The organism is Mesorhizobium sp. M7A.F.Ca.US.007.01.2.1 (genome assembly GCF_003998165.1).
Taxonomy (GTDB): domain Bacteria; phylum Pseudomonadota; class Alphaproteobacteria; order Rhizobiales; family Rhizobiaceae; genus Mesorhizobium; species Mesorhizobium ciceri.
On sequence record NZ_RZQP01000024.1, the window covers coordinates 26,121 to 46,025 of the forward strand.

20 protein-coding genes are annotated in these 19,905 nt (G+C 62.3%); 8 read left to right on the forward strand and 12 right to left on the reverse strand.

Features of this window, described 5'->3' with window-relative positions; translation table 11 throughout:
- Positions 1-24: 24 nt before the first annotated feature.
- Positions 25-444, forward strand: coding sequence for an MAPEG family protein (locus tag EN949_RS07135; RefSeq protein WP_127371346.1), 420 nt, complete (start codon positions 25-27; stop codon positions 442-444).
- 53 nt (positions 445-497) lie between these two features.
- Here EN949_RS07135 and rnd read toward each other — a convergent pair whose 3' ends face one another.
- The 3 genes from rnd to EN949_RS07150 form a co-directional block, all read right to left on the reverse strand.
- Positions 498-1,649 (reverse strand): ribonuclease D, encoded by a 1,152-nt coding sequence (gene rnd, locus EN949_RS07140; protein WP_127366197.1) that lies wholly within the window; start codon positions 1,647-1,649, stop codon positions 498-500.
- A gap of 75 nt (positions 1,650-1,724) precedes the next feature.
- On the reverse strand, positions 1,725-2,969 hold the full coding sequence (locus tag EN949_RS07145) for an MFS transporter (protein WP_127366198.1): 1,245 nt from the start codon (positions 2,967-2,969) through the stop codon (positions 1,725-1,727).
- Between the two features lie 72 nt (positions 2,970-3,041).
- A complete protein-coding gene (locus tag EN949_RS07150; RefSeq protein ID WP_127366199.1) occupies positions 3,042-3,410 on the reverse strand; it encodes a hypothetical protein in 369 nt (122 codons plus the stop codon).
- Positions 3,411-3,604: 194 nt separating this feature from the next.
- On the opposite strand from EN949_RS07150, the gene aspS reads away from it, so the two are divergent.
- Positions 3,605-5,395, forward strand: a complete 1,791-nt coding sequence (gene aspS, locus EN949_RS07155; RefSeq protein WP_064995496.1) for an aspartate--tRNA ligase — start codon at positions 3,605-3,607, stop codon at positions 5,393-5,395.
- A gap of 111 nt (positions 5,396-5,506) precedes the next feature.
- Here the strand turns inward: aspS and EN949_RS07160 are convergent, their stop codons facing one another.
- Entirely contained in the window at positions 5,507-6,697 is a 1,191-nt protein-coding gene (locus EN949_RS07160; protein WP_127366200.1) for a hypothetical protein, read from the reverse strand.
- A gap of 103 nt (positions 6,698-6,800) precedes the next feature.
- The gene (locus EN949_RS07165) at positions 6,801-7,070 is read right to left on the reverse strand and encodes a hypothetical protein (RefSeq protein ID WP_127423385.1); all 270 of its coding nucleotides are present in this window, start codon (positions 7,068-7,070) and stop codon (positions 6,801-6,803) included.
- On the opposite strand from EN949_RS07165, the gene parC reads away from it, so the two are divergent.
- From parC to EN949_RS07180, 3 genes are all read left to right on the forward strand, one after another.
- On the forward strand, positions 7,026-9,278 hold the full coding sequence (gene parC, locus EN949_RS07170; RefSeq protein WP_127366116.1) for a DNA topoisomerase IV subunit A: 2,253 nt from the start codon (positions 7,026-7,028) through the stop codon (positions 9,276-9,278). The genes EN949_RS07165 and parC overlap by 45 nt on opposite strands.
- A gap of 271 nt (positions 9,279-9,549) precedes the next feature.
- Positions 9,550-10,755 carry an AI-2E family transporter gene (locus tag EN949_RS07175; RefSeq protein WP_127366115.1) on the forward strand — a complete coding sequence of 402 codons (1,206 nt, stop codon included), beginning with the start codon at positions 9,550-9,552 and terminating at the stop codon, positions 10,753-10,755.
- 42 nt (positions 10,756-10,797) lie between these two features.
- Positions 10,798-11,199, forward strand: a complete 402-nt coding sequence (locus tag EN949_RS07180; RefSeq protein WP_013532276.1) for a hypothetical protein — start codon at positions 10,798-10,800, stop codon at positions 11,197-11,199.
- Positions 11,200-11,245: 46 nt separating this feature from the next.
- Here EN949_RS07180 and EN949_RS07185 read toward each other — a convergent pair whose 3' ends face one another.
- From EN949_RS07185 to EN949_RS07195, 3 genes are all read right to left on the reverse strand, one after another.
- Positions 11,246-12,142, reverse strand: coding sequence for a DMT family transporter (locus EN949_RS07185; RefSeq protein ID WP_127366114.1), 897 nt, complete (start codon positions 12,140-12,142; stop codon positions 11,246-11,248).
- Between the two features lie 128 nt (positions 12,143-12,270).
- Entirely contained in the window at positions 12,271-13,035 is a 765-nt protein-coding gene (locus EN949_RS07190) for an arginyltransferase (RefSeq protein ID WP_024504696.1), read from the reverse strand.
- Between the two features lie 140 nt (positions 13,036-13,175).
- Positions 13,176-13,646 carry an RDD family protein gene (locus tag EN949_RS07195; protein WP_127366113.1) on the reverse strand — a complete coding sequence of 157 codons (471 nt, stop codon included), beginning with the start codon at positions 13,644-13,646 and terminating at the stop codon, positions 13,176-13,178.
- Positions 13,647-13,848: 202 nt separating this feature from the next.
- Between EN949_RS07195 and sthA the strand changes: the two genes are divergently transcribed.
- A complete protein-coding gene (sthA, locus tag EN949_RS07200) occupies positions 13,849-15,237 on the forward strand; it encodes a Si-specific NAD(P)(+) transhydrogenase (protein ID WP_027162436.1) in 1,389 nt (462 codons plus the stop codon).
- A gap of 26 nt (positions 15,238-15,263) precedes the next feature.
- On the opposite strand, the gene EN949_RS07205 is transcribed toward sthA, so the two are convergent.
- Complete coding sequence (locus EN949_RS07205) at positions 15,264-15,932, reverse strand: alpha/beta hydrolase (protein ID WP_127366112.1); 669 nt, start codon at positions 15,930-15,932, stop codon at positions 15,264-15,266.
- 200 nt (positions 15,933-16,132) lie between these two features.
- Between EN949_RS07205 and EN949_RS07210 the strand changes: the two genes are divergently transcribed.
- Positions 16,133-17,368 carry an OpgC family protein gene (locus EN949_RS07210; RefSeq protein ID WP_024504692.1) on the forward strand — a complete coding sequence of 412 codons (1,236 nt, stop codon included), beginning with the start codon at positions 16,133-16,135 and terminating at the stop codon, positions 17,366-17,368.
- Between the two features lie 2 nt (positions 17,369-17,370).
- On the opposite strand, the gene EN949_RS07215 is transcribed toward EN949_RS07210, so the two are convergent.
- Positions 17,371-18,450, reverse strand: coding sequence for a substrate-binding domain-containing protein (locus EN949_RS07215; RefSeq protein ID WP_127366111.1), 1,080 nt, complete (start codon positions 18,448-18,450; stop codon positions 17,371-17,373).
- Between the two features lie 82 nt (positions 18,451-18,532).
- Here EN949_RS07215 and EN949_RS35790 point away from each other — a divergent pair, with 82 nt between their 5' ends.
- On the forward strand, positions 18,533-18,961 hold the full coding sequence (locus EN949_RS35790) for a hypothetical protein (protein ID WP_164753438.1): 429 nt from the start codon (positions 18,533-18,535) through the stop codon (positions 18,959-18,961).
- Between the two features lie 32 nt (positions 18,962-18,993).
- Here the strand turns inward: EN949_RS35790 and EN949_RS07230 are convergent, their stop codons facing one another.
- Together EN949_RS07230 and EN949_RS07235 are read right to left on the reverse strand one after the other, a co-directional pair.
- Positions 18,994-19,368: a DUF423 domain-containing protein gene (locus EN949_RS07230; RefSeq protein ID WP_027162433.1), complete on the reverse strand. Its 375-nt coding sequence runs from the start codon at positions 19,366-19,368 to the stop codon at positions 18,994-18,996.
- A gap of 28 nt (positions 19,369-19,396) precedes the next feature.
- A partial coding sequence (locus tag EN949_RS07235; protein WP_127371661.1) for an MFS transporter occupies positions 19,397-19,905 on the reverse strand: 509 nt, incomplete at its 5' end.

Genomic DNA, 19,905 nt, shown 5'->3' on the forward strand with positions numbered 1-19,905 from the left:
GCTCAGCCCGCTAGGGGAAACTTCGTGAACCAGACCACGATCTTCTGGCCTGTTCTGGCGCATGTGCTGCTGATCTACATTGTCTACTGCGTCCTGGGTCGCCGCAGATACGGCGCAATCAGGTCAGGCGAGGCGAAGCCCGGTCATTTCAAGGTGCGTTCGACCGAGCCGGCCTCCAGCGTTACCGTTTCCGCCAATCTCACCAACCAGTTCGAGCTGCCGGTGCTGTTCTATGTGCTGTGCCTGGCGCTGCACCTGACCAACGGCGTCAACTATTTGACCCTGGCGCTGATGTGGATTTTCGTCGCATCGCGCTATTTCCACGCCTGGGTTCACCTGACCAGCAACAATCTGCTGCTGCGCAGCCGCTCGTTCTTCGTCAGTGCGGTGATTCTCCTGCTGGGATGGATCTGGTTCGCGCTGCACCTGCTCGGCGTGGTTTGAGCAGACAGTTCTGCCTTCTCCATTTGCTTGCGGGAGAAGGAAAGAACGCTCCTCTACAGGTCGAACACCGCAATCTTGCGCTTGTCGAACTTGATGCCGATCTCGCCGCGTACCAGCTTGAGCGCGGCCTCGCCGAACACCGCGCGCCGCCAGCCCTGCAGGGCCGGTACGTCGGCTTCCTCGCCCTCGGCGGCGATACGGTCGATGTCGTCGCTGGAGGCCAGCACCTTGGAGGCGACGCCTTCCTTTTCGGCGACGATCCGCAGCAGCACCTTCAACAGTTCCGCCGCGGCGCTCGAGCCCTCGGGCGGCTGGAAACTCTTTGGCAGTTTCGGCATCTGCTCCTTGGGCAAGGCAAGGGCGGTGTTGACCGCGCCGAGCAGCGCCGTCGCCGTCGAGGAGCGTTCCCAGCCCTTCGGCGTCGTGCGCAGCTTGCCCAGGGCTGCCGCGTCGCGCGGCGCCTGCTGCGCCACCTCGTAGATCGCGTCGTCCTTGAGCACGCGGCCGCGCGGCACGTCGCGTTCGCGCGCCTCGCGCTCGCGCCACGCCGCAACGCCCTGCACGATCGCCAGTTCCTGCGGCTTGCGCAGCCGCATCTTCAGCCGTTTCCAGGCGTCCTCGGGGTGCGGATCATAGGTTTCGCGCGAGGTCAGCACCTCCATTTCCTCGTTGAGCCAATGGGCGCGGTTTTCGCGCGCCAGTTCGGCGCTGAGGTGCTGATAGACCTCGATCAGATGGGTGACGTCGGCCAGCGCATAGTCGAGCTGCTTGTCGGAAAGCGGCCGGTGGCGCCAGTCGGTGAAGCGCGACGACTTGTCGAGCCGCGCGCCGGTGATGCGCTGCACGAGCTGATCGTAGGAAACGCTGTCGCCGAAGCCGCAGACCATCGCCGCCACTTGCGTGTCGAACACTGGATGCGGAACCAGATCGCCGAGATGGACGATGATTTCGATGTCCTGCCGCGCGGCGTGGAAGACTTTGACCACCGCCTCGTTGGCCATCAGCCTGAAGAACGGCTTCAGGTCGATATCGGGAGCCAGCGGATCGATCAGTGCCGTCACGCCGGGAGCGGCCATCTGGATCAGGCACAGGATCGGCCAAAACGTCGTTTCTCGAATGAATTCGGTGTCGACAGTGACGAAATCCGACTTTTCGAAAGCGGCGAGAACGGTCTCGAGTTCTTTCTGGGTGGTGATGACGTGCATCAAATCGCTTTTGGCAGGAGTAAGGTCTTCCTAGATTTCAGCCGCCGGGGCTTTCGTCAAGCTTTGGCACCGCCATCATGAGGTTCCCGGACCGTCGGAATCGCCGTTTCTCCTGGCCAGCCGCGCGAAAACCGTCGAAGTGCGCAGGAGCGCAATGAAGCGGCCGCGCCTGCCCGCCGGCACCCCGGACCGGGCCTGCATGCGGTAGAGGATGACGGCGATGAAGATCGCATAGACCACCGCGCTGAATACAAACAGGGCGCCCGGTCCGAAATATTGCATCGCCGTCGAGGCGGCGAACGGGCCACCAATGGCGCCGAAGGAATAGAACAGCATCAGCGCCGCGTTGATCAGCACGAACTCGCCCGTGTCGGCGCGGTCGTTGGAATGCGCCGCCGACAGCGAATAGAGCGGCATGGCGAAACAGCCGAAGATGAAGATGAAGATGAAGTTGAGCGCCGGATTGCTGCCGGCGATGAACACCAGCGCCAGCGCCGAAAACATCGCGCAGCACGTCGTCATCAGCAGCACCCGGCGCCGGTCCCAGCGGTCGGAAAGGTAACCCAGCGGATACTGGATGATGGCGCCGCCGAAAATGCCGACGCTGACGAAGGTGACGACATCGGCGACCGACATGCCGATCTGCTCGGCATAGACAGGCGACAAGGTGCGAAAGGCGCTGTTGGTGACGCCGACGGCGATGCAGCCGAAGCAGCCCAGCGGCGAAATCCGCCAGACGCGCGCCAAGTCGAGCTTGACCTCCTCCGGCGGCGTCGGGTTGGAGCGGTCGCCGAGCGAAACCGGCACCAGCGACAGCGTGATCATCATCGACATGATAGCGAAAATTGCGAAACCGCCAGCGCCGAAGATCGGGATCAGGAACTGGGCTGATGTCACCGAACCGATGTCGACCATCCGGTAGATCGCCAGCACGCGTGCCCGATCGTGATTGCTGACGCCGGAATTCAGCCAGCTTTCGACGATGGTGAACAGCCCGGCGAAGCAGAAGCCGCCGGCAAGACGCACCGCGCACCACATCACCGGATCGATGACCAGCACCAGGAGCAAGGTGCCGACTGAGGCGATTGCCGCCAGCGCCGAAAATGCCCTGATATGGCCGACCGCCTTCATGATGCGGGTGATGGCCAGGCAGCCGAGCAGGAAGCCGGCGAAGTAGAAGGTGCCCATCAGGCCGATGTCGGAAGCCGAAAACCCTTCCTGCGCGCCGCGCAGCGCGATCAGCGTGCTCTGCAGCCCATTGCCGCCGAGCAGTATGCCTGCGGCGAGAAGAAGCGGGATCATCGGGCGGATGGAGGACATGAAGCAATCACGTGTCGGTGATCCCTTCTTGAACCATCGCCTTGACCAATACCAGCGGCAATTCCCGGCAAACTACAGCGAGGATATGTCCAACTCTTCGTGGAAGGTCCAAACGCTTATGAACGGGCCGTCGTTTAGGTTCTTGCTACAGATCGTCATGATCACCTGTTGCCGTTGATCGTCGCGCGGAGGCAACTGACCGGTGATGAGCCGGAAACCGTCGGGATCTACGCCAACAGCGAATTGCTGTTCCGGGTCGATACGATCGTAGTCGATTATGAGCCGCGATCCGTCGAACTGCTCCCGCATCGATTCGTCGTTCGGAAAGTCACCGTCGGAGAGGGCTTTGAACCGCGCCCAATCGTCTATGCGAGCCGCGTCAAGCAGGTTGACGATGCGGCTGCGCTCTTGAGGTGTCAGAAAGAGCTTCTGGTTTTGCATATCCTGATCTCATTTGCCGTAAACGTAGCGGTAGAGGATATCGCTATCCATTGTGCCGCCCAAGTTTACAACGGATGTCCTGTCGAAGCTGCTTGCCTTGACAAATCCGGCCTCCCATGCGCTTTTCGCGCAAATTTTGAGGCCGGGCTTGATGCTTGGCCTGCAACCCAGCACCCCGGACTTTACCAATGACAATGCACCGTTACCGCAGCCATACCTGTGCCCAGTTGAGGAAGAGCGACGTCGGCTCGACCGTTCGCCTGTCGGGTTGGGTGCATCGCGTGCGCGATCATGGCGGCCTGCTCTTCATCGACCTGCGCGACAATTATGGCCTGACCCAGATCGTCGCCGATCCGGATTCGCCGGCCTTCAAGGTCGCCGAGACCGTACGCGGCGAGTGGGTCATCCGCGTCGACGGCGAGGTCAAGGCGCGTTTGCCCGAGACCACCAACGCCAATTTGCCGACCGGCGAGATCGAGATCTTCGCCCGCGAGATCGAGGTGCTGTCGGCGGCCAAGGAATTGCCGCTGCCGGTGTTCGGCGAGCCCGACTATCCCGAGGACATCAGGCTGAAATACCGCTTCCTCGATCTGCGCCGCGAGACGCTGCACAAGAACATCATCGCGCGGACGAAAATCATCGCGGAAATGCGCAAGCGCATGGGCGAGGTCGGCTTCACCGAATTCTCGACGCCGATCCTCACCGCGTCGTCGCCGGAAGGCGCGCGCGACTTCCTGGTGCCGTCGCGCATCCATCCCGGCACCTTCTATGCGCTGCCGCAGGCGCCGCAGCAGTACAAGCAGCTGATCATGGTGTCGGGCTTCGACCGCTATTTCCAGATCGCGCCCTGCTTCCGCGACGAGGACCCGCGTGCCGATCGCCTGCCCGGCGAATTCTACCAGCTCGACCTTGAAATGAGCTTCGTCGAGCAGGACGACGTGCTGTCGACCATGGAACCTGTCATGCGCGGGGTCTTCGAGACCTTCGCCAACGGCAAACCGGTGACGCAGAACTTCCAGCGCATTCCCTATGATGTGGCCATGCGCAAATACGGCTCCGACAAGCCGGACCTGCGCAACCCGATCGAGATGCAGGCCGTCTCCGATCATTTTCGCGATTCCGGCTTCAAGGTGTTCGCCAACATCCTGGCCAACGACCCGAAGGCCGAAGTGTGGGGCATTCCCGCCAAGACCGGCGGCAGCCGCGCCTTTTGCGACCGTATGAATTCCTGGGCGCAGGGCGAGGGCCAGCCGGGGCTGGGCTATATCTTCTGGCGCAAGGAGGGCGACAAGCTCGAAGGCGCCGGTCCGCTCGCCAAGAACATCGGCGAGGAGCGCACCGAGGCGATCCGCCTTCAGCTCGGCCTTGCCGATGGCGACGCCGCCTTCTTCGTTGCCGGCGACCCGAAGAAGTTCGTCTCCTTCGCGGGGGCTGCGCGCACCCGTGCCGGCGAGGAGCTGAACCTTGTCGACCGCGAGCGTTTCGAGCTGTGCTGGATCGTCGACTTCCCGTTCTTCGAGTGGAACGAGGAAGAGAAGAAGATCGACTTCGCCCACAACCCGTTCTCGATGCCGCAAGGTGGCATCGATGCGCTGAATGGCGAGGACCTGCTCGGCATCAAGGCGTTCCAGTACGACATGGTCTGCAACGGTTTCGAGATCGCCTCAGGCGGTATCCGCAACCATCTGCCCGAAACCATGGTCAAGGCGTTCGAGACGGTCGGGCTGGACCGCGCCACGGTCGAGGAGCGCTTCGGCGGCCTCTATCGTGCCTTCCAGTATGGCGCACCACCGCATGGCGGCATGGCCGCCGGCGTCGACCGCGTCGTCATGCTGCTGCTCGGCGCCAAGAACCTGCGTGAGATCACCATGTTCCCGATGAACCAGCAGGCCTATGATCTGTTGATGAACGCACCGTCGGAAGCGAGCCCGCAGCAGCTTCGCGACCTGGCGCTGCGCGTTGCCGTGCCCAAGAAGGACGCCTGATCGCGCTTCGGGCGATGCTTTAAAGACCGCCCGAACCATTCTTTCGATTCGCTAATCCCAACGAAAAGCCCGGCATCGCTGCCGGGCCTTTCGCATACCAGATCGCTTCGATCAGTCTTCGTTGGCCTTGACGGAGACGCCAAGTGTCTTAGGCAGGTCGAGCGGGTTGGACATGGCGCCCGCCATGATCAGCGCGAACGGCACCGAGGCCGGCGGCTCGGCCGAGATTTCGAGGCTCTTCGGATCGTCGAGGAATTTGCTGACCGCGGCCGTAACCTGCGCAGTCAGTTCCGGATTGTTGAGCTGAGCCATGCCGAACGGCACGATCGCCTTGGCCTGGTTGGCGATGTCCTTGCCGGACATGCCTTGCTGCTTGCCGACATAGTCCAGAACCTTGTTGGTCAGCGAATCGTCGTCGAAGCGGATCGAGGCGCTGTTGAACGAAAGCTGCTGCAACAGGCCGAGCATGGCCATGCCTTGCGCCGAATTGTCGGCGCCTTCCGGCTGTGCCGCCATCTTCTTCTGCATTTCCTGCAGCGACTTGATGAAGTCCAGCGTGTAGCCGCCGAGATCGAAGGTCATGCCGAGCGTGCCGGCATTCTCGACCGAGATGTCGTATTTCGACAGTTCCATCTTGCCGTCCGTGGGCTGCCAGGTGCCGGCCATTTCGAGGTTGCCCGCGATGTTCTGGTAGCCGAGCGCGTTGATGACTTCCTTGGACTTGGGATCGTCCACCAGCGTCAGGTCGGCATTGAATTTTTCGGTGGTTGCGGTGAATTCCATCGCCTTGCCGTCCGCCGGCGGCGTGATCTCGATGGCAAGTCCGTCCATCGAGAAGGCGGTCTTGTCGGCGACCTTGACGGTCATGTTCGAGAGTTCGGCGGACTTGTACATCATCAGCGAGCCCAGCGGGCCGGTGGCGCCGTCGGCCGGAACTGTCATGTCGTGGATGACGAAGGGGCTGAGGTCGAGGGTGACGCCGTCCTTGCTGTGTGTGAAGGCAGCCGTTGATACGGTGGCGATGTCATAGCCGCCATTTGCCTCGGTCACGCCTTCGAGTTTGACGTCGCCGATGGGAAGCGCTTCCTTCTCCGCCGCCGGTTTGATGGCAACGCCCTGTAGCACCATGCTGGTGTTGTCGCCGGTCACCCCGGTCCAGGTGATGTCGACACCTTGTGCGACAAGCGCTGCCTTCAGCCGGTCGGCCACTGCCGTATCCTGTGCGAGGGCCGCATTCAGCGGCAGCGTGAGCAAGAAGGTCGAAAAAGCCAGTTTCTTGAGAATTGAGCGTTTGATTGTCATCGCAAGGTCCCTGAGAGTGTCCTGAAATTGTTTTTTCAATTATTTGCGCCATCACCATTCCGTGACGAACTGGACCGGAAAAAGGCGTGTCCCGGCACATTGGTCAAAAATCGCGGTGAAAGGCAAACCCGATCCCACCGTCTTTGCGCAAACCGGTGAATTTGTCATGAAGAGCCGATAGCCGGATATCGTCGCGCTTGGCGATAGAGCCCGCATGTAACAGGCTGATGTTGGCCGACATCCGCTGGGGTATGGTTTCATGTTGCAGAAAGGCCGGTATCTCCGTCGGGCTCTTGCCGCGAATCACCCGCTCGGCTAGTCCGAGCCCATGGGAAAAAGGCTTTTGCCGCCTGAAAATGGCGGTGGCGATCACATCGAGCCGGTCGATCTGAAGAAGGCGCTGGAAGAGCGCTATCTTGCCTATGCGCTGTCGACCATCATGCACCGGGCGCTGCCCGATGTGCGCGACGGACTGAAGCCGGTCCATCGCCGCATCATGCACGCCATGCGCCTGCTGCGGCTCAACCCCGATCAGGGCTTTGCCAAATGCGCCCGCATCGTCGGCGAGGTGATGGGCAAGTTCCACCCGCATGGCGACCAGTCGATCTATGACGCGCTGGTGCGGTTGGCGCAGGATTTCTCGATGCGCTATCCCCTGGTCGACGGGCAGGGCAATTTCGGCAACATCGACGGTGATAACGCCGCCGCCATGCGCTACACCGAAGCGCGCATGACCGATGTGGCGACCGAACTTTTGTCCGGCATCACCGAGGATGCCGTCGATTATCGGCCGACCTACAATGAAGAAGACGAGGAGCCGGTGGTTTTGCCCGGCGCCTTTCCGAACCTGCTGGCCAACGGCTCGTCCGGCATTGCGGTGGGCATGGCGACATCGATCCCGCCCCACAACGCCGCCGAGCTTTGCGATGCCGCACTTCACCTGATCGAAAACCTGGACGCGCCGGTGGCGAAGCTGATGGACTTTGTCCAGGGGCCGGATTTCCCGACCGGCGGCATCATCGTCGACAGCCGCGCCTCGATCCTCGAAGCCTACGAAACCGGTCGCGGTGGCTTTCGCGTGCGCTCGAAGTGGTTCCAGGAGGACCAGGGCAGGGGCACCTGGAGCATCGTTGTCACCGAAATCCCGTACGGCGTGCAGAAGGCGCGGCTGATCGAGAAGATCGCCGAGCTGCTGATGGCGCGCAAGCTGCCGCTGCTCGAGGACATCAGGGACGAAAGCGCGGAGGACGTCCGCGTCGTGCTGGTGCCGAAGAGCCGTTCGGTCGACCCCGGCATCCTGATGGAATCGCTGTTCAAGCTGACCGAGCTCGAAAGCCGCTTCCCGCTCAACATGAATGTGCTGTCGCGCGGCAAGGTGCCCAACGTGCTGTCGCTGAAGGGCGTGCTGCAGGAGTGGCTCGAGCACCGCCGCGAGGTTTTGGTCCGCCGCTCGAAACATCGCCTCGGCGAAATCGAAAGACGGTTGGAGATACTTGCCGGCTACCTGATCGCCTACCTCAACATCGACGAGGTGATCAGGATCATCCGCGAGGAGGATGAGCCCAAGCAGGTGATGATGGCCCGCTGGTCGCTCACCGACACCCAGGCCGAAGCCATCCTCAACATGCGGCTGCGCGCCCTGCGCAAGCTGGAAGAATTCGAGATCCGCAAGGAATTCGACGGCCTGAGCGCGGAGAAGAAGCAGATCGAGGCACTGCTTGCTTCAAACGAGAAGCAGTGGGCGACGATCAAGTGGGAAGTCACCAACATCCGCGACAAGTTCGGTCCGGAGACCGAGCTCGGCAAGCGCCGCACCCAGTTCGCCGACGCGCCCGAGCATGATCTGACCGACATCGCACACGCCATGATCGAGCGCGAGCCTGTCACCGTCGTCGTCTCGGAAAAGGGCTGGCTGCGGGCGATGAAGGGGCATCTGGCCGATCTCTCGACGCTGACCTTCAAGGAGGGCGACAGCCTCAAGCTCGCCTTCCATGCGCAGACCACTGACAAGGTACTGGTCTTCACCACCGGGGGCAAGTTCTACACCATCGGCGCCGACCGGCTGCCTGGCGGGCGCGGCCATGGCGAGCCGATCCGCATCATCGTCGATATGGACAATGACCAGGACATCGTCACCGCCTTCGTTCACGATCCGAAGCGCAAGCTGCTGCTGGCCTCGCACGACGCCAACGGTTTTATCGTGCCGGAGGAGGAAGTCGTTGCCAACACCCGCAAGGGCAAGCAGGTGATGAACGTCAAGGCGCCGGACGAAGCCAAGCGCTGCATCCCGGTCACCGGCGACCATCTCGCCATCGTCGGCGAGAATCGCAAAATGCTGGTGTTCGCGCTCGCAGAGATTCCGGAGATGGGCCGCGGCAAGGGCGTGCGCCTGCAGAAATACAAGGATGGCGGCCTTCTCGACCTCAAGCCGTTCACGCTTGAGAGCGGCCTCTCCTGGCAGGATTCAGCCGACCGCACCTTCACAAGGTCGCGCGAGGAACTGGCTGAATGGATCGGCGCCCGTGCCTCGGCCGGACGCATGGTGCCGAAGGGATTCCCGAGGACGGGGAAATTTGGGTAGCGAGTGAAGCTGCCGATCTCCCCCCTCGTGGGGAGATGCCCGGCAGGGAGAGGGGGGCGCTGTCCCGCCGACGGTCGAGTTCACAGATACTCGATTGGTTTGCGGCTCACGGTCCAAATCCAAGGCCGCGATCCTTCACGCCCCCTCTGTCCTGCCGGGCCTCTCCCACGAGGGGGAGATTGGCAGCTTCACCATCTCATTTGGACTATCGTCACGATTGCTGCACTATATCAGTGCATAGACAGGAGGGGTGTTTGGGAGAGCCAGGCGTTTGAAGGAAGCAAGAATCCAGAAACCGGAACGGCAGCAGCGCCTCTTCGGCCTGTCGACGCCGCTCAGGGCAGCCGTCATCCCGCCGCTGTCGGCGGCACGCTGGCTGCTGGTGCTGATCGTTGCCGCCGGCGTCTATTTCTTCCACGGCTTCCTGTTTCCGGTGCTGGCGGCGCTCGTCATCGCTTTCGCCAGCTGGCCGCTCTACCGCCGCCTGCTTGCCGCGGTCGGCGGCAACCGCACCATCGCCGCGACCTTCGCCATCCTGTTCATCCTCGCCTTCCTGGTGATCCCGATCGCGCTCGCCGGCACCTATGCGATCAACGAGGTCCGCGAATGGGTCGCCTGGGCGATCGAGACCAACCGCCACGGCGCGGTGACGCCACACTGGATCGCCACCATGCCTGTCGTGGGCGAGTGGCTGAACGAACAGTGGACCACCAATTTCGGCCATCCGGGCGGCATTGGTGAGCTGATCCAGCTGGTCAGCGGCGCTAATATCGGCAGCATCTATCGTGGCGTGCTGGCCGCAGGCGGCAGTGCTTTCGGCCTGCTGTTGACGCTGCTGTTCATGATGATCGCGCTGTTCTTCGCCTATCGCGACGGCGAGCACTTTGCCGGCCAGGTCGACCGTCTCGGCGAGCGCATCCTGCCGACCAGATGGGAGCGGATCTCGCGCGTCGTGCCGGCGACGATCTCGTCGACGGTGACCGGCATGACCGTCATCGCCATCGGCGAGGGCCTGGTGCTGGGCATCGCCTACTGGCTGGCCGGCGTGCCGTCGCCGGTCACACTCGGCGCCCTGACCGGCGTCATGGCGCTCATCCCGGGCGGTGCACCGCTGTCGTTCACGCTGGTCTCGATCTACCTCGCCGCCAGCGGCTCGCCGATGGCCGGGCTGGCGCTGTTCCTCTGGGGGGCGGTCGAACTGTTCATCGTCGACAAGACATTGCGCCCCAAGCTCGTCGGTGGCCCGATAAAACTGCCCTTCCTGCCGACTTTTTTCGGTCTGATCGGCGGCGTCAAGACCATGGGGTTTCTCGGCCTGTTCATCGGCCCGGTGCTGATGGCCCTGCTGGTGGCTATCTGGCGCGAATGGCTGCGCGAGGTGGAAATGGCGGAAGACGTCGTTCCCGATGGCGTCGCCGAGATCGAAGGCAGCCCGCCGCAGATCGAAATTGTCGCCGAGAAAAAGGCCCGGGCATGATCTTCGGGATCCAAGCGCGACTCACCTGACGTCGGTCTACGCATGTTTTTGCGATTTGTTCTGCCAAGAATTATTGAGGGAATGCAGGCGCGCGAAGGTTTTTTTGGCGCTGCCTACGAATTGCGAGGCCAACCTGATATCGATCAACACACGTTAGATCGGCTGGAAGATAGTCTCGCCTGGTTTCGACAGAACCTTGCGGTACCGCCACGTTTCAACCTCTCAAGATCGAAAGGTTTTTACCGGAAACAGACGACCCAAGGATTAAGCTGGTTCAAGCCAACGGCAACGGACCATTTGGCAAGGGCTTATGACCTCGCGGCGCTCCTTGGGCGGCATGGGCATCATGTCGAGGTCATGAAGAGTTCCCGTCTGGGATATGTTGTTTACGAGGACGAATACCAGATAATCGCAGAGCCTTTTTCAGATACGGCAACGCGTTGATTGCGCTTGCGTGCGCTGCAGGTCTGGAACGACTGCCGTCCACTCTCTAGGCCGGGTGAGCGACGGCGAGCGTCGCTCGGCGCTTGCGGCCCTCATGCAGTTGCCACAGCGAATGCGCAGTCAGCGTGACGATCAGGATCCCGCCACCGATCAGGCTGTTCCGGGTCGGTGCCTCGGCGAAGATCATCCACACCCAGACCGGCGCCAGCACCGTTTCGAGCACGTAGAACATCGCCACTTCCGGTCCCGAAATGTATTTCGGCCCGGCGGCAAGGCAGAAGAACGAAATCGGCATGACGACCGCGCCGTTGAAGATGATCCACCAGGGCGCGTTCACGTGAAAGCCTTCGCCTGTCACCATGAAGGCCGCCAGCCCAAGCGGCAGAAGCACCCCGACGAGCGAGGTGAATCCCATGTCCTTGCCACTGGCGCGCGAGATGGTGATGGCCACGGCGATGAAGAAGGCCGAGCAGAGCGCCATGAAATCGCCGAACAGCTTGCCGGTGCCGACGGAACCGCCGACGATGACCAGCACGCCGAAGATCATGATCGCCATCGCCGCGATGGTCACCAGCCGCGGCCTCTCGCGCAGGAATATCCAGGACAGCAACCCCGCAAAGACGGTGTTGAAGGCCAGGATGAACACCAGGTCGGCGGTCGAGGTGTGGTAGACGGCGGTGACGAAGGTGATCCCGGTCAGCCCGTAGCATATCGCCACGATCAGGCCGGACCAGCCGGGGATCAGCGGCGGGGCGTTTCGGCTGAGTGCCCGCCAGACCGACCAGATGACCATGGCCGCGACGAAAGTTGTGCCGGTGCGCAGCAGCATGATCGTCCATGCGCCACCGTCGGCGAGGCGGATCAACGGTATGTCGACAGTCAGCGTGAGCCCGCCGATGGCGGTTATCAAAAGACCTTTCTGGTGATCGTGATGAGAGGACATGCAGGAACTTTCGCAATGAAATGCAGGCTGGCGGCCGGCCGGTGCAATGGCGCACTCTCTCCAGCCAACCGGCTGAAAGACCAGCATCCCCTGCCTTGAAACAGTTTAAAGGCGGACCTTGGAAAAGCTCAGCGTGAAACCGCTTCGTTGATGTAGCGTTCCCAGCCCTTGGGGCCGAGATGCTCCTGCGGCATGAAGCGCATCTTATAATTCATCTTGCGCGAGCCGTTGACCCAGTAGCCGAGATAGACATGGGGCAGACCCATCGCCCTGGCGCGGGCGATGTGGTCGAGGATCATGAACGTGCCGAGCGACCGTTCCTCGAAATCGGGATTGAAGTAGGAATAGACCATCGACAGGCCGTCAGCCATCTTGTCGGTGAGCGCCACCGCGATCAGCTCGCCCTGTCCCTTGCCGGTGATGAAGGTGTCGGGTCCACGCCGCCGATATTCGATCACCTTGGTGTCGACATGGGTATCCTCGACCATCATCGCATAGTCGAGCACCGTCATGTCGGACATGCCGCCACGGCGGTGGCGGGCATCGAGGTAGCTGCGGAACAGGGAATATTGTTCGGTCGAGGGCTCGGCATTGTGCATGTAGCCGACGAGATCGGAATTGTGCTGCAGCACGCGCTTCATGTTGCGGCTGGCGACGAATTCCTGGGCGAGGATGCGTACCGAAACACAGGCGCGGCAGGTCTCGCAGGCCGGCCGGTAGGCGATGTTCTGCGAGCGCCGGAAGCCGCCTTGCGTCAACAGGTCGTTCATCTCCGCCGCCTTGTCGCCAACCAGGTGCGTGAACACCTTGCGCTCGAACTGGCCGTCGAGATAGGGGCACGGCGACGGCGCGGTCAGGAAGAACTGCGGCGACTGGGTCGGATGCTGCGTCATCGAGCCTTGGAAACACTCCTTCGAATCGCTCTACCTTTGGCGCGGATGGCGAAAAATTCAACAGGATTATGTGGGCGCGGTCGACTCGACTCCTTCACATTTGTGCTCAATCGGTTGCGACTGCTCTTCAGAGGGCCGTTTCAGCGGTCGGTGCGGCTGACGACCGTGCCAAGCAAAAGATCGTGCAAGGTGCGTTTGCGGTCGGAAAACAGCGTCACCAGCAGGACAAGCGGCGACAGGATGACATTGCCGGCCCAGAACAGCACCGAATGGACAACCGCAGTGAGGCCGTCGATCGGCCTGCCGTCGAGCCGGTCGAGCCGGATGCCCATCATCTTCATGCCCGTGGTGGCCTGGTCAGCGCTGCCCAACGTGTTCCAGATGTAGAGGATGGCCACAGTCGGCACCAGGACGCCGAACAGCATCCAGCCAAGGCCGAGGGTCAAAAGCCCGAGAAAGAACACCAGAATGGCAAACGGAATGGTGAGCAGCGCGACGATGATATAGTCGATCACAAAAGCCAGGATGCGCCTCGTGCGTACGCCGTCATAGGCCCTGACATCGTCGAGCCTGCTGGTGATGATTTCGCCGTCGAGAACGCGCGCGTTCATGTCATTTCCTCGTAACAAGGTCCGACATAGGGTGCGGACTGCTCAGCCATGAAATGGTGAAGGCCTGTGGCGGAATCAAGATCGCGCTTCCAGCGGTGCTCCAGCTTCGATGGCGTCGGGCCCGATGCGAACTGGTTGAATTTGCGGCGCGGATAGCATTAGCTTGTTGCGGCGCAGCAGAGCGCACAGGGGACGGGGCAATATGGACTACGACATGCTGGTCATCGGCAGCGGCCCTTCCGGCCGCCGTGCCGCGGTGCAGTCGGCCAAGCTCGGCAAGTCCGTGCTGGTGGTCGACCGCGGCCGGCGTCTGGGCGGTGTCTCGGTGCATACCGGGACCATCCCATCGAAAACGCTGCGCGAAACGGTGCTCAATCTCTCGGGCTGGCGCGAGCGCGGCTTCTACGGGCGTGGCTACCGCGTCAAGCAGGATATTTCGGTCGGCGATCTGGTCGAGCGCCTGCACAAGACGCTCGACCATGAGGTCGAGGTGCTGCAGCACCAGTTCATGCGCAACACGGTCAAGAGCGCTCGCGCCGCGGTGAAATTCCTTGGCCCCAACAAGGTCAGCCTGACATCAGACACCGGCGATTACAGCGAGGTCGGTTTTGCCAATGCGCTGATAGCGGTCGGCACCAGGCCGCACCGCCCGCGCGACGTGCCTTTCGACAAGACCCGCGTCTTCGACAGCGACGAGATGCTGGAGCTTGATCGCTTGCCGCGCACGCTGACCGTGATCGGCGCCGGCGTCATCGGCGTCGAATATGCGACGATCTTTTCCGCGCTCGACGTGCCGGTAACCTTGGTCGAGCCGCGCAACTCCATCCTCGATTTCGTCGACCGCGAGATCGTCGACGATTTCATCCACCAGATGCGCGATCGCGGCATGACCATCCGGCTGGGCAGCGCGGTGAAGGAGATCCGCTCCAAGCCGGACGCCGCCGAAGTGGAACTGGCCGATGGCCGCACCATCCGTTCCGAGGTTGTGCTCTACGCCGCCGGCCGCACCGGCAATGTCGGCAGCCTGGGCCTGGATGTCGTCGGCATCGACGCCGACTCCAGAGGGCGCATCAAGGTCGATCCGCAATCCTTCCAGACCAGCGTGCCCAACATCTATGCCGCCGGCGACGTCATCGGCTTTCCGAGCCTGGCCTCGACTTCGATGGAGCAGGGCAGGGTGGCCGCCTGCCATGCCTTTGGAGTGCCTTTGCCGCCGCCGCCGGAAACCTTCCCCTATGGCATCTATGCGGTGCCGGAAATCTCGACGGTCGGCCAGTCTGAAGAACAGGTGCGTGAGAGCGGTGCGGCCTACGAGGTCGGCGTGGCGCGTTTTCGCGAGACCTCGCGCGGCCACATCATGGGTGTCAACACCGGCTTCCTGAAGCTGCTGTTTTCGATCGAAACGCGCCGTCTGCTCGGCGCGCACATCATCGGCGAGGGCGCCACCGAGCTCATCCACATCGGCCAGGCGGTGATCAATCTCGGCGGCACCGTCGACTTCTTCGTCAACAACACCTTCAACTATCCAACGCTCGCCGAAGCCTACAAGATCGCCGGGCTGGATGCCTGGAACCGGATGGGAAGAGGGTAGGCCGGCTGGTCGTGGCGGCGAGCCTGTCAGCTTGCCTGCGCCACCGCCGCCGGTCCCGCCAGCCATTGCCTGACGATTGCCGCGTCGGCGCTGCCGACTTCATGACCTGATGAGACAATCCTGGCGTCGATCTCGGCGCCATGCCGACTGAGCAATGTCACCAGAGCAGGGGCGAAAGGCGCATAGGTGAGGTCGGCGGCGCCGGCGATCATCAGCACCCGCACCTTTGACAGATCCGTCGCCGGCACATCATCGAGCACCGGCATCGGTCGCAGCAGCGCGGCGCGTTCGACAAGGCCCGGATGCAGCAGCATCAGGCTCGAAACCAGATTGGCGCCGTTCGAATAGCCGAGGAAAATTGTGCGCGAGAGGTCGAGACGATGGCGTGTGGCCGCATCAGCGACGAAGCCCGCAAAGGCCTCGGTTTCGGTGCGGATGCTCGCCTGTTCGAAGCGCGTCGGCGTGATCCGCGCGAACCAGCGGAAACCATCCTCCTGGACAACGCGGCCACGCACCGCGATGAGCGTGGCACGCGGTGCGATCTCTCGCGCCAGCGGCACCAATGTCGTCTCGTCGACACCCGACCCATGCAGCAGGAAGAAGCAGTCGCCCGTTGAATCCGCCGCGCCGTAAAGCCGGTAGTGGAAGGCGAGATCACGCCGCAACGCACCATCTTGTGAGGTCTCGTCGATCATCGACCATCCTCTTGATTATATGACGTTTCGCTCAATTTGCCGGCTTCAAAACGCAATATTTTCAAGCTCCGCGAAAGTTGATTGAACCGGGCGCATTACAGTCCGTTTCTCCGCCGATAACATCCTTCGGGAGGAATCGAAGCGGTGCGCCGGGGGTCGCATTGCCGGTATGAACAACCAGCTTTGAGGCCTTTTTGTCGATGACCACCCAGATTTCCCCGGACCGCGATGCGCGTGTCCCAGACCGCGAGGCGCGTGTCCCGGACCGCACTGAGCGCGACACGCGCATCGATGTGATCCGTGCTCTCGCCTTGTTGACCATCTATGTCGACCATGTGCCGGGTACCGCCTTCGAGTATCTGACATACAAGAATTTCGGCTTTTCGGATGCGGCGGAGGTCTTCGTGCTGATCTCGGGAATCTCGGTCGCGCTCGCCTACGGCAAGAAATTCCAGCCTGGAAACCGGCTGCTGGCAACTTTGAAGATGTTGCGCCGCGCCGGTGTGCTTTATGCCACCCACATCGTCACCACCATGGTGGTGATGGCCATTTTCTGCGCTGCGGCGGTGTTTGCCAGGCGGCCGGAGCTTTTGACGATGATCAACATCGAGCCGTTGATCAAGAATACGCCGCAGGTGCTGATCGGCATCGTGACGCTCGGCCACCAGCTCGGCTACAACAACATCCTGCCCGTCTATGCGGTGCTGCTCTTGCTGGCGCCGCTGTTCCTGCTCATTGTCAGCTATCGGCCGGTCCTGGCACTGGTGGCATCCGGCGCCCTGTGGCTGGTCGCGGGGATTTATCAGATTGCTCCGCCCAACTACCCCGAGCCCGGCTTCTGGTTTCTCAACCCGCTGTCGTGGCAGTTCCTTTTCAACATCGGCCTGGCGGGCACGCTGCATGTGCGTCGCGGCGGCACCATCCCGGTCAATCGCTGGCTGGTTGGGGCGGCCTTGGCCTACACCGTTGTGGCCCTGGTCTGGGTGCACAGCCCGCTTTGGGGGCATATCTCCTGGTTTGGCCTGCCTCCGGTGCTGACCGGTTTCGACAAGACGTTCCTGTCGCTGCCGAGGCTCCTGCATATACTCGCAGTGAGCTACCTGATCGTGGCATTCCCGGCGATCTCGAATCTGTTTCGCACCGGGCGCGATCATCCGCTTGCCATATTGGGCAAACGATCGCTGCCGGTTTTCATTGCCGGCACGGTGCTTGCAATGGCGGCGCAGGTGCTGAAGCTGATCAATCCGGGCGGATTTGCCTATGACAGCCTGTTGATATCGGCCGGCATCGTCATGCAGTTCGCGCTCGCCTACTATCTCGAATGGCTATCGGGCCTTGGCTGGTCCGCCAAAAGCAGGCCGGCTCACAGCGCCGCATCGCCCGTCCATGCTGCATCCTTCGCGATGCCGGGCATGGCGACAAGAATGGGCCGTTGAGCTCAGGTGGGCGAGGGGCCGGATGAGGCCCGCACCACGAGTTCGACCGGCAGCGATTGCCGGCTGAACGAACCATCATTTTCAAGGATCGCCTTGACGGCAAGGCGGCCCATCTCGGCGATCGGCTGGACGATCGTGGTCAGCGGCGGCTTGGAAACCGCCCCTTCCGGAACACCGTCGAAGCCGACGACAGAAACATCGCCCGGTACCGCAATGTCGTGCTGCCGCAGCCAGTCCAGCGCATGGAGCGCCATCCTGTCCGACATCGCCAGGATGGCTGTCGGCGCCTCGGCACCGGCGAAAATATGTTCGAGGCCGGCCCACACGCTCTTCTCGTCATTGACGGTCTCGTAGATCGGCACACGCTCGACGTCGATGTCGACGCGGGAGAGTTCCGCGAAATAGCCACGCAAGCGGTCCCGCGTAGCGGAGTAGAGGGCCATTTCCACCTGCTCCCTTGTGGTAGGGCCGAAGCCTGCGTCGGCACAGGGCAGGGTAAGCACGGCAAAGCGGCGATGTCCGAGTTCGGTCAGGTGGCGGGCCGCCAGGCCGGCACCGGCGATGTTGTCGACGCCGATCGCCGCGACCGCATCGTCGTCGTCCGAATCGAGATCGAGCGCCACAAAGGGGAGCTTGCGTTCACGTGCCAGTTGGACCAGCTTTGAGCCGCCATCGACACAGAAAACGATGAAGCCATCGACCAGCGCACTCTGGATGTTCCACGCCAGCTGCTCGCCATTGACGGCGGAGACCAGCGAAATCCCCGCACCGGTCGCGTCACAAGCCTGCGAGATGCTGGCCATCATCACCCGGGCAAAGGGATCGTCGAAGAAATAGGAGAGGGGTTCCGCGGTCGCGACACCGATGGCATTGACCTTGCCGGCGCGCAGCAGCCGGCCCTTGGGATCCGGTCCGCCATATCCCATGGCCTCGGCTGCCGCCTTGACCCGTTCACGGACCTCCTCGCGCACGATCTCCGGACGGGCGAAGACGTTGGACGCGGTGCCGTGCGACACGCCGGCTGCCTTGGCAATGTCCGCCAGCCGGACCGGTCTTGTCTTTGCAGAGATAAGTGGCGCCATCTTCGTCTCCTGAATTCTTCCCATTTAACACTTTCGTTGGATCGGTTCAAATTTTGGCTTGATCGAGGCTTCGATAGGGCCTATGTTTGAATCGATCCAAGGAAACGCCTGCTGGCAGAATTGGATCGATTCAACATCAAGTAGGGAGTTGTGTCATGCATCCCGTCAATTTTCTGTTCGAAGACATTTACCGCAACGACTGGAGCATCTCGTCGAACACCGCGACGCAGAAGCGCCGCGGCAAAACCAGCCCATGGGTCCGCGAGTTGCGGTTCCTTGTGGAGCGCAAGCGGAGCTGATCGGGGTCGGTTTTTCGCACCTCTCGATTGGATCGATTCAAGTGCTGAAAGGAGCGCACATCATGCATCCCGTGAGCTATCTATTTGAAGACATCTATCGCAACTATTGGGGCATCGCGCCGGCTTCCGAACGGCCGGAGCGGCATCGGTTGGCAAGGCTGCGGCGGCGCAATCGCGAATTGCTCATCAAGCCCGAGCGCCGGCAGGATTAGCCGCCACGCTCGACGTTTGGTGCCGGCGGGCGTCAGGACCGCACGCGCACCAGCGCCGAGGCAGCGATCGCCAGCCAGCCGGCAATGAGCAGCGTGCCGCCGATCGGCGCCGACAGCGGGAATAGCCGCGACCCGATGAAATCGCGGGCCAGCAGATCGCCGCAGAACAGCAGAAGCCCAACCAGCAGGATCAGGCTGCCGATGCGCAGGATCCGGTTCGCGCCAAGCAATCCGGCGGCAAGGAAGACCGGCGCATGCATCAGCAGGAACGATGCGGCGGTGCCAACGAAGGCGCCGCCGAGATGCGCCGCCGCGGCCGACAGCGCCACGCCGGCAGCACCGCAGAGGCCCCCGGCCAGGACGAGGATACGGCTGCTGTCGTCGGAAGGTCGTTCGGCTGTGCTCATGTTTGGGGCCCCGTGACGCCCAACCCCGTCAGGGCTTGCCGGGGTTGGCAAGCATGTCCTGCTCGCGGCGTGACTGTGCCAGCCAGTTATACACCGCGCCCCCAGCCATCAAGACGGATGTGCCCAGAAACACCGAGCGCATGCCGAAATGACCACCGGCAAAGCCGCCCAGCAAGGGGCCGGCGACTTGCCCGACATATTGGGCGGAGATCGACAGCCCGAGCACATTGCCGCCGACCCCATCGGGAACATTGTGGCGGATCACGCTGGTGATGCAGGGCAACAGCCCGCCCAGCGCCAGACCCATCAGGAAGCGCAGGCCGATGAGTTGCCAGCTCTGCGTGACGAAGGCCTGCGGGATCAGCAGCAGCGCCGAGACGGCAAGCGCGCCGATGATGACGTTCCAGTGGCCGACGCGGTCGGCGAGCTTGCCCAGGCGCGAGGCCGACAGGATGGCGCCAAGGGCCGCCGCCGACATGACGACGCCTGATACCAGCGTGACGCGGCTCTGGTCCTCGATGAGCTGCTGCACATAGA

Bases quoted from the DNA above. Each gene is read 5' to 3' on its own strand.
- rnd (WP_127366197.1), bottom strand. From the start codon at position 1,649: ATGCACGTCATCACCACCCAGAAAGAACTCGAGACCGTTCTCGCCGCT.
- EN949_RS07145 (WP_127366198.1), bottom strand. From the start codon at position 2,969: ATGTCCTCCATCCGCCCGATGATCCCGCTTCTTCTCGCCGCAGGCATA.
- EN949_RS07150 (WP_127366199.1), bottom strand. From the start codon at position 3,410: ATGCAAAACCAGAAGCTCTTTCTGACACCTCAAGAGCGCAGCCGCATC.
- aspS (WP_064995496.1), top strand. From the start codon at position 3,605: ATGCACCGTTACCGCAGCCATACCTGTGCCCAGTTGAGGAAGAGCGAC.
- EN949_RS07160 (WP_127366200.1), bottom strand. From the start codon at position 6,697: ATGACAATCAAACGCTCAATTCTCAAGAAACTGGCTTTTTCGACCTTC.
- parC (WP_127366116.1), top strand. From the start codon at position 7,026: ATGGGAAAAAGGCTTTTGCCGCCTGAAAATGGCGGTGGCGATCACATC.
- EN949_RS07180 (WP_013532276.1), top strand. From the start codon at position 10,798: ATGTTTTTGCGATTTGTTCTGCCAAGAATTATTGAGGGAATGCAGGCG.
- EN949_RS07185 (WP_127366114.1), bottom strand. From the start codon at position 12,142: ATGTCCTCTCATCACGATCACCAGAAAGGTCTTTTGATAACCGCCATC.
- EN949_RS07190 (WP_024504696.1), bottom strand. From the start codon at position 13,035: ATGACGCAGCATCCGACCCAGTCGCCGCAGTTCTTCCTGACCGCGCCG.
- EN949_RS07195 (WP_127366113.1), bottom strand. From the start codon at position 13,646: ATGAACGCGCGCGTTCTCGACGGCGAAATCATCACCAGCAGGCTCGAC.
- sthA (WP_027162436.1), top strand. From the start codon at position 13,849: ATGGACTACGACATGCTGGTCATCGGCAGCGGCCCTTCCGGCCGCCGT.
- EN949_RS07205 (WP_127366112.1), bottom strand. From the start codon at position 15,932: ATGATCGACGAGACCTCACAAGATGGTGCGTTGCGGCGTGATCTCGCC.
- EN949_RS07210 (WP_024504692.1), top strand. From the start codon at position 16,133: ATGACCACCCAGATTTCCCCGGACCGCGATGCGCGTGTCCCAGACCGC.
- EN949_RS07215 (WP_127366111.1), bottom strand. From the start codon at position 18,450: ATGGCGCCACTTATCTCTGCAAAGACAAGACCGGTCCGGCTGGCGGAC.
- EN949_RS35790 (WP_164753438.1), top strand. From the start codon at position 18,533: ATGTTTGAATCGATCCAAGGAAACGCCTGCTGGCAGAATTGGATCGAT.
- EN949_RS07230 (WP_027162433.1), bottom strand. From the start codon at position 19,368: ATGAGCACAGCCGAACGACCTTCCGACGACAGCAGCCGTATCCTCGTC.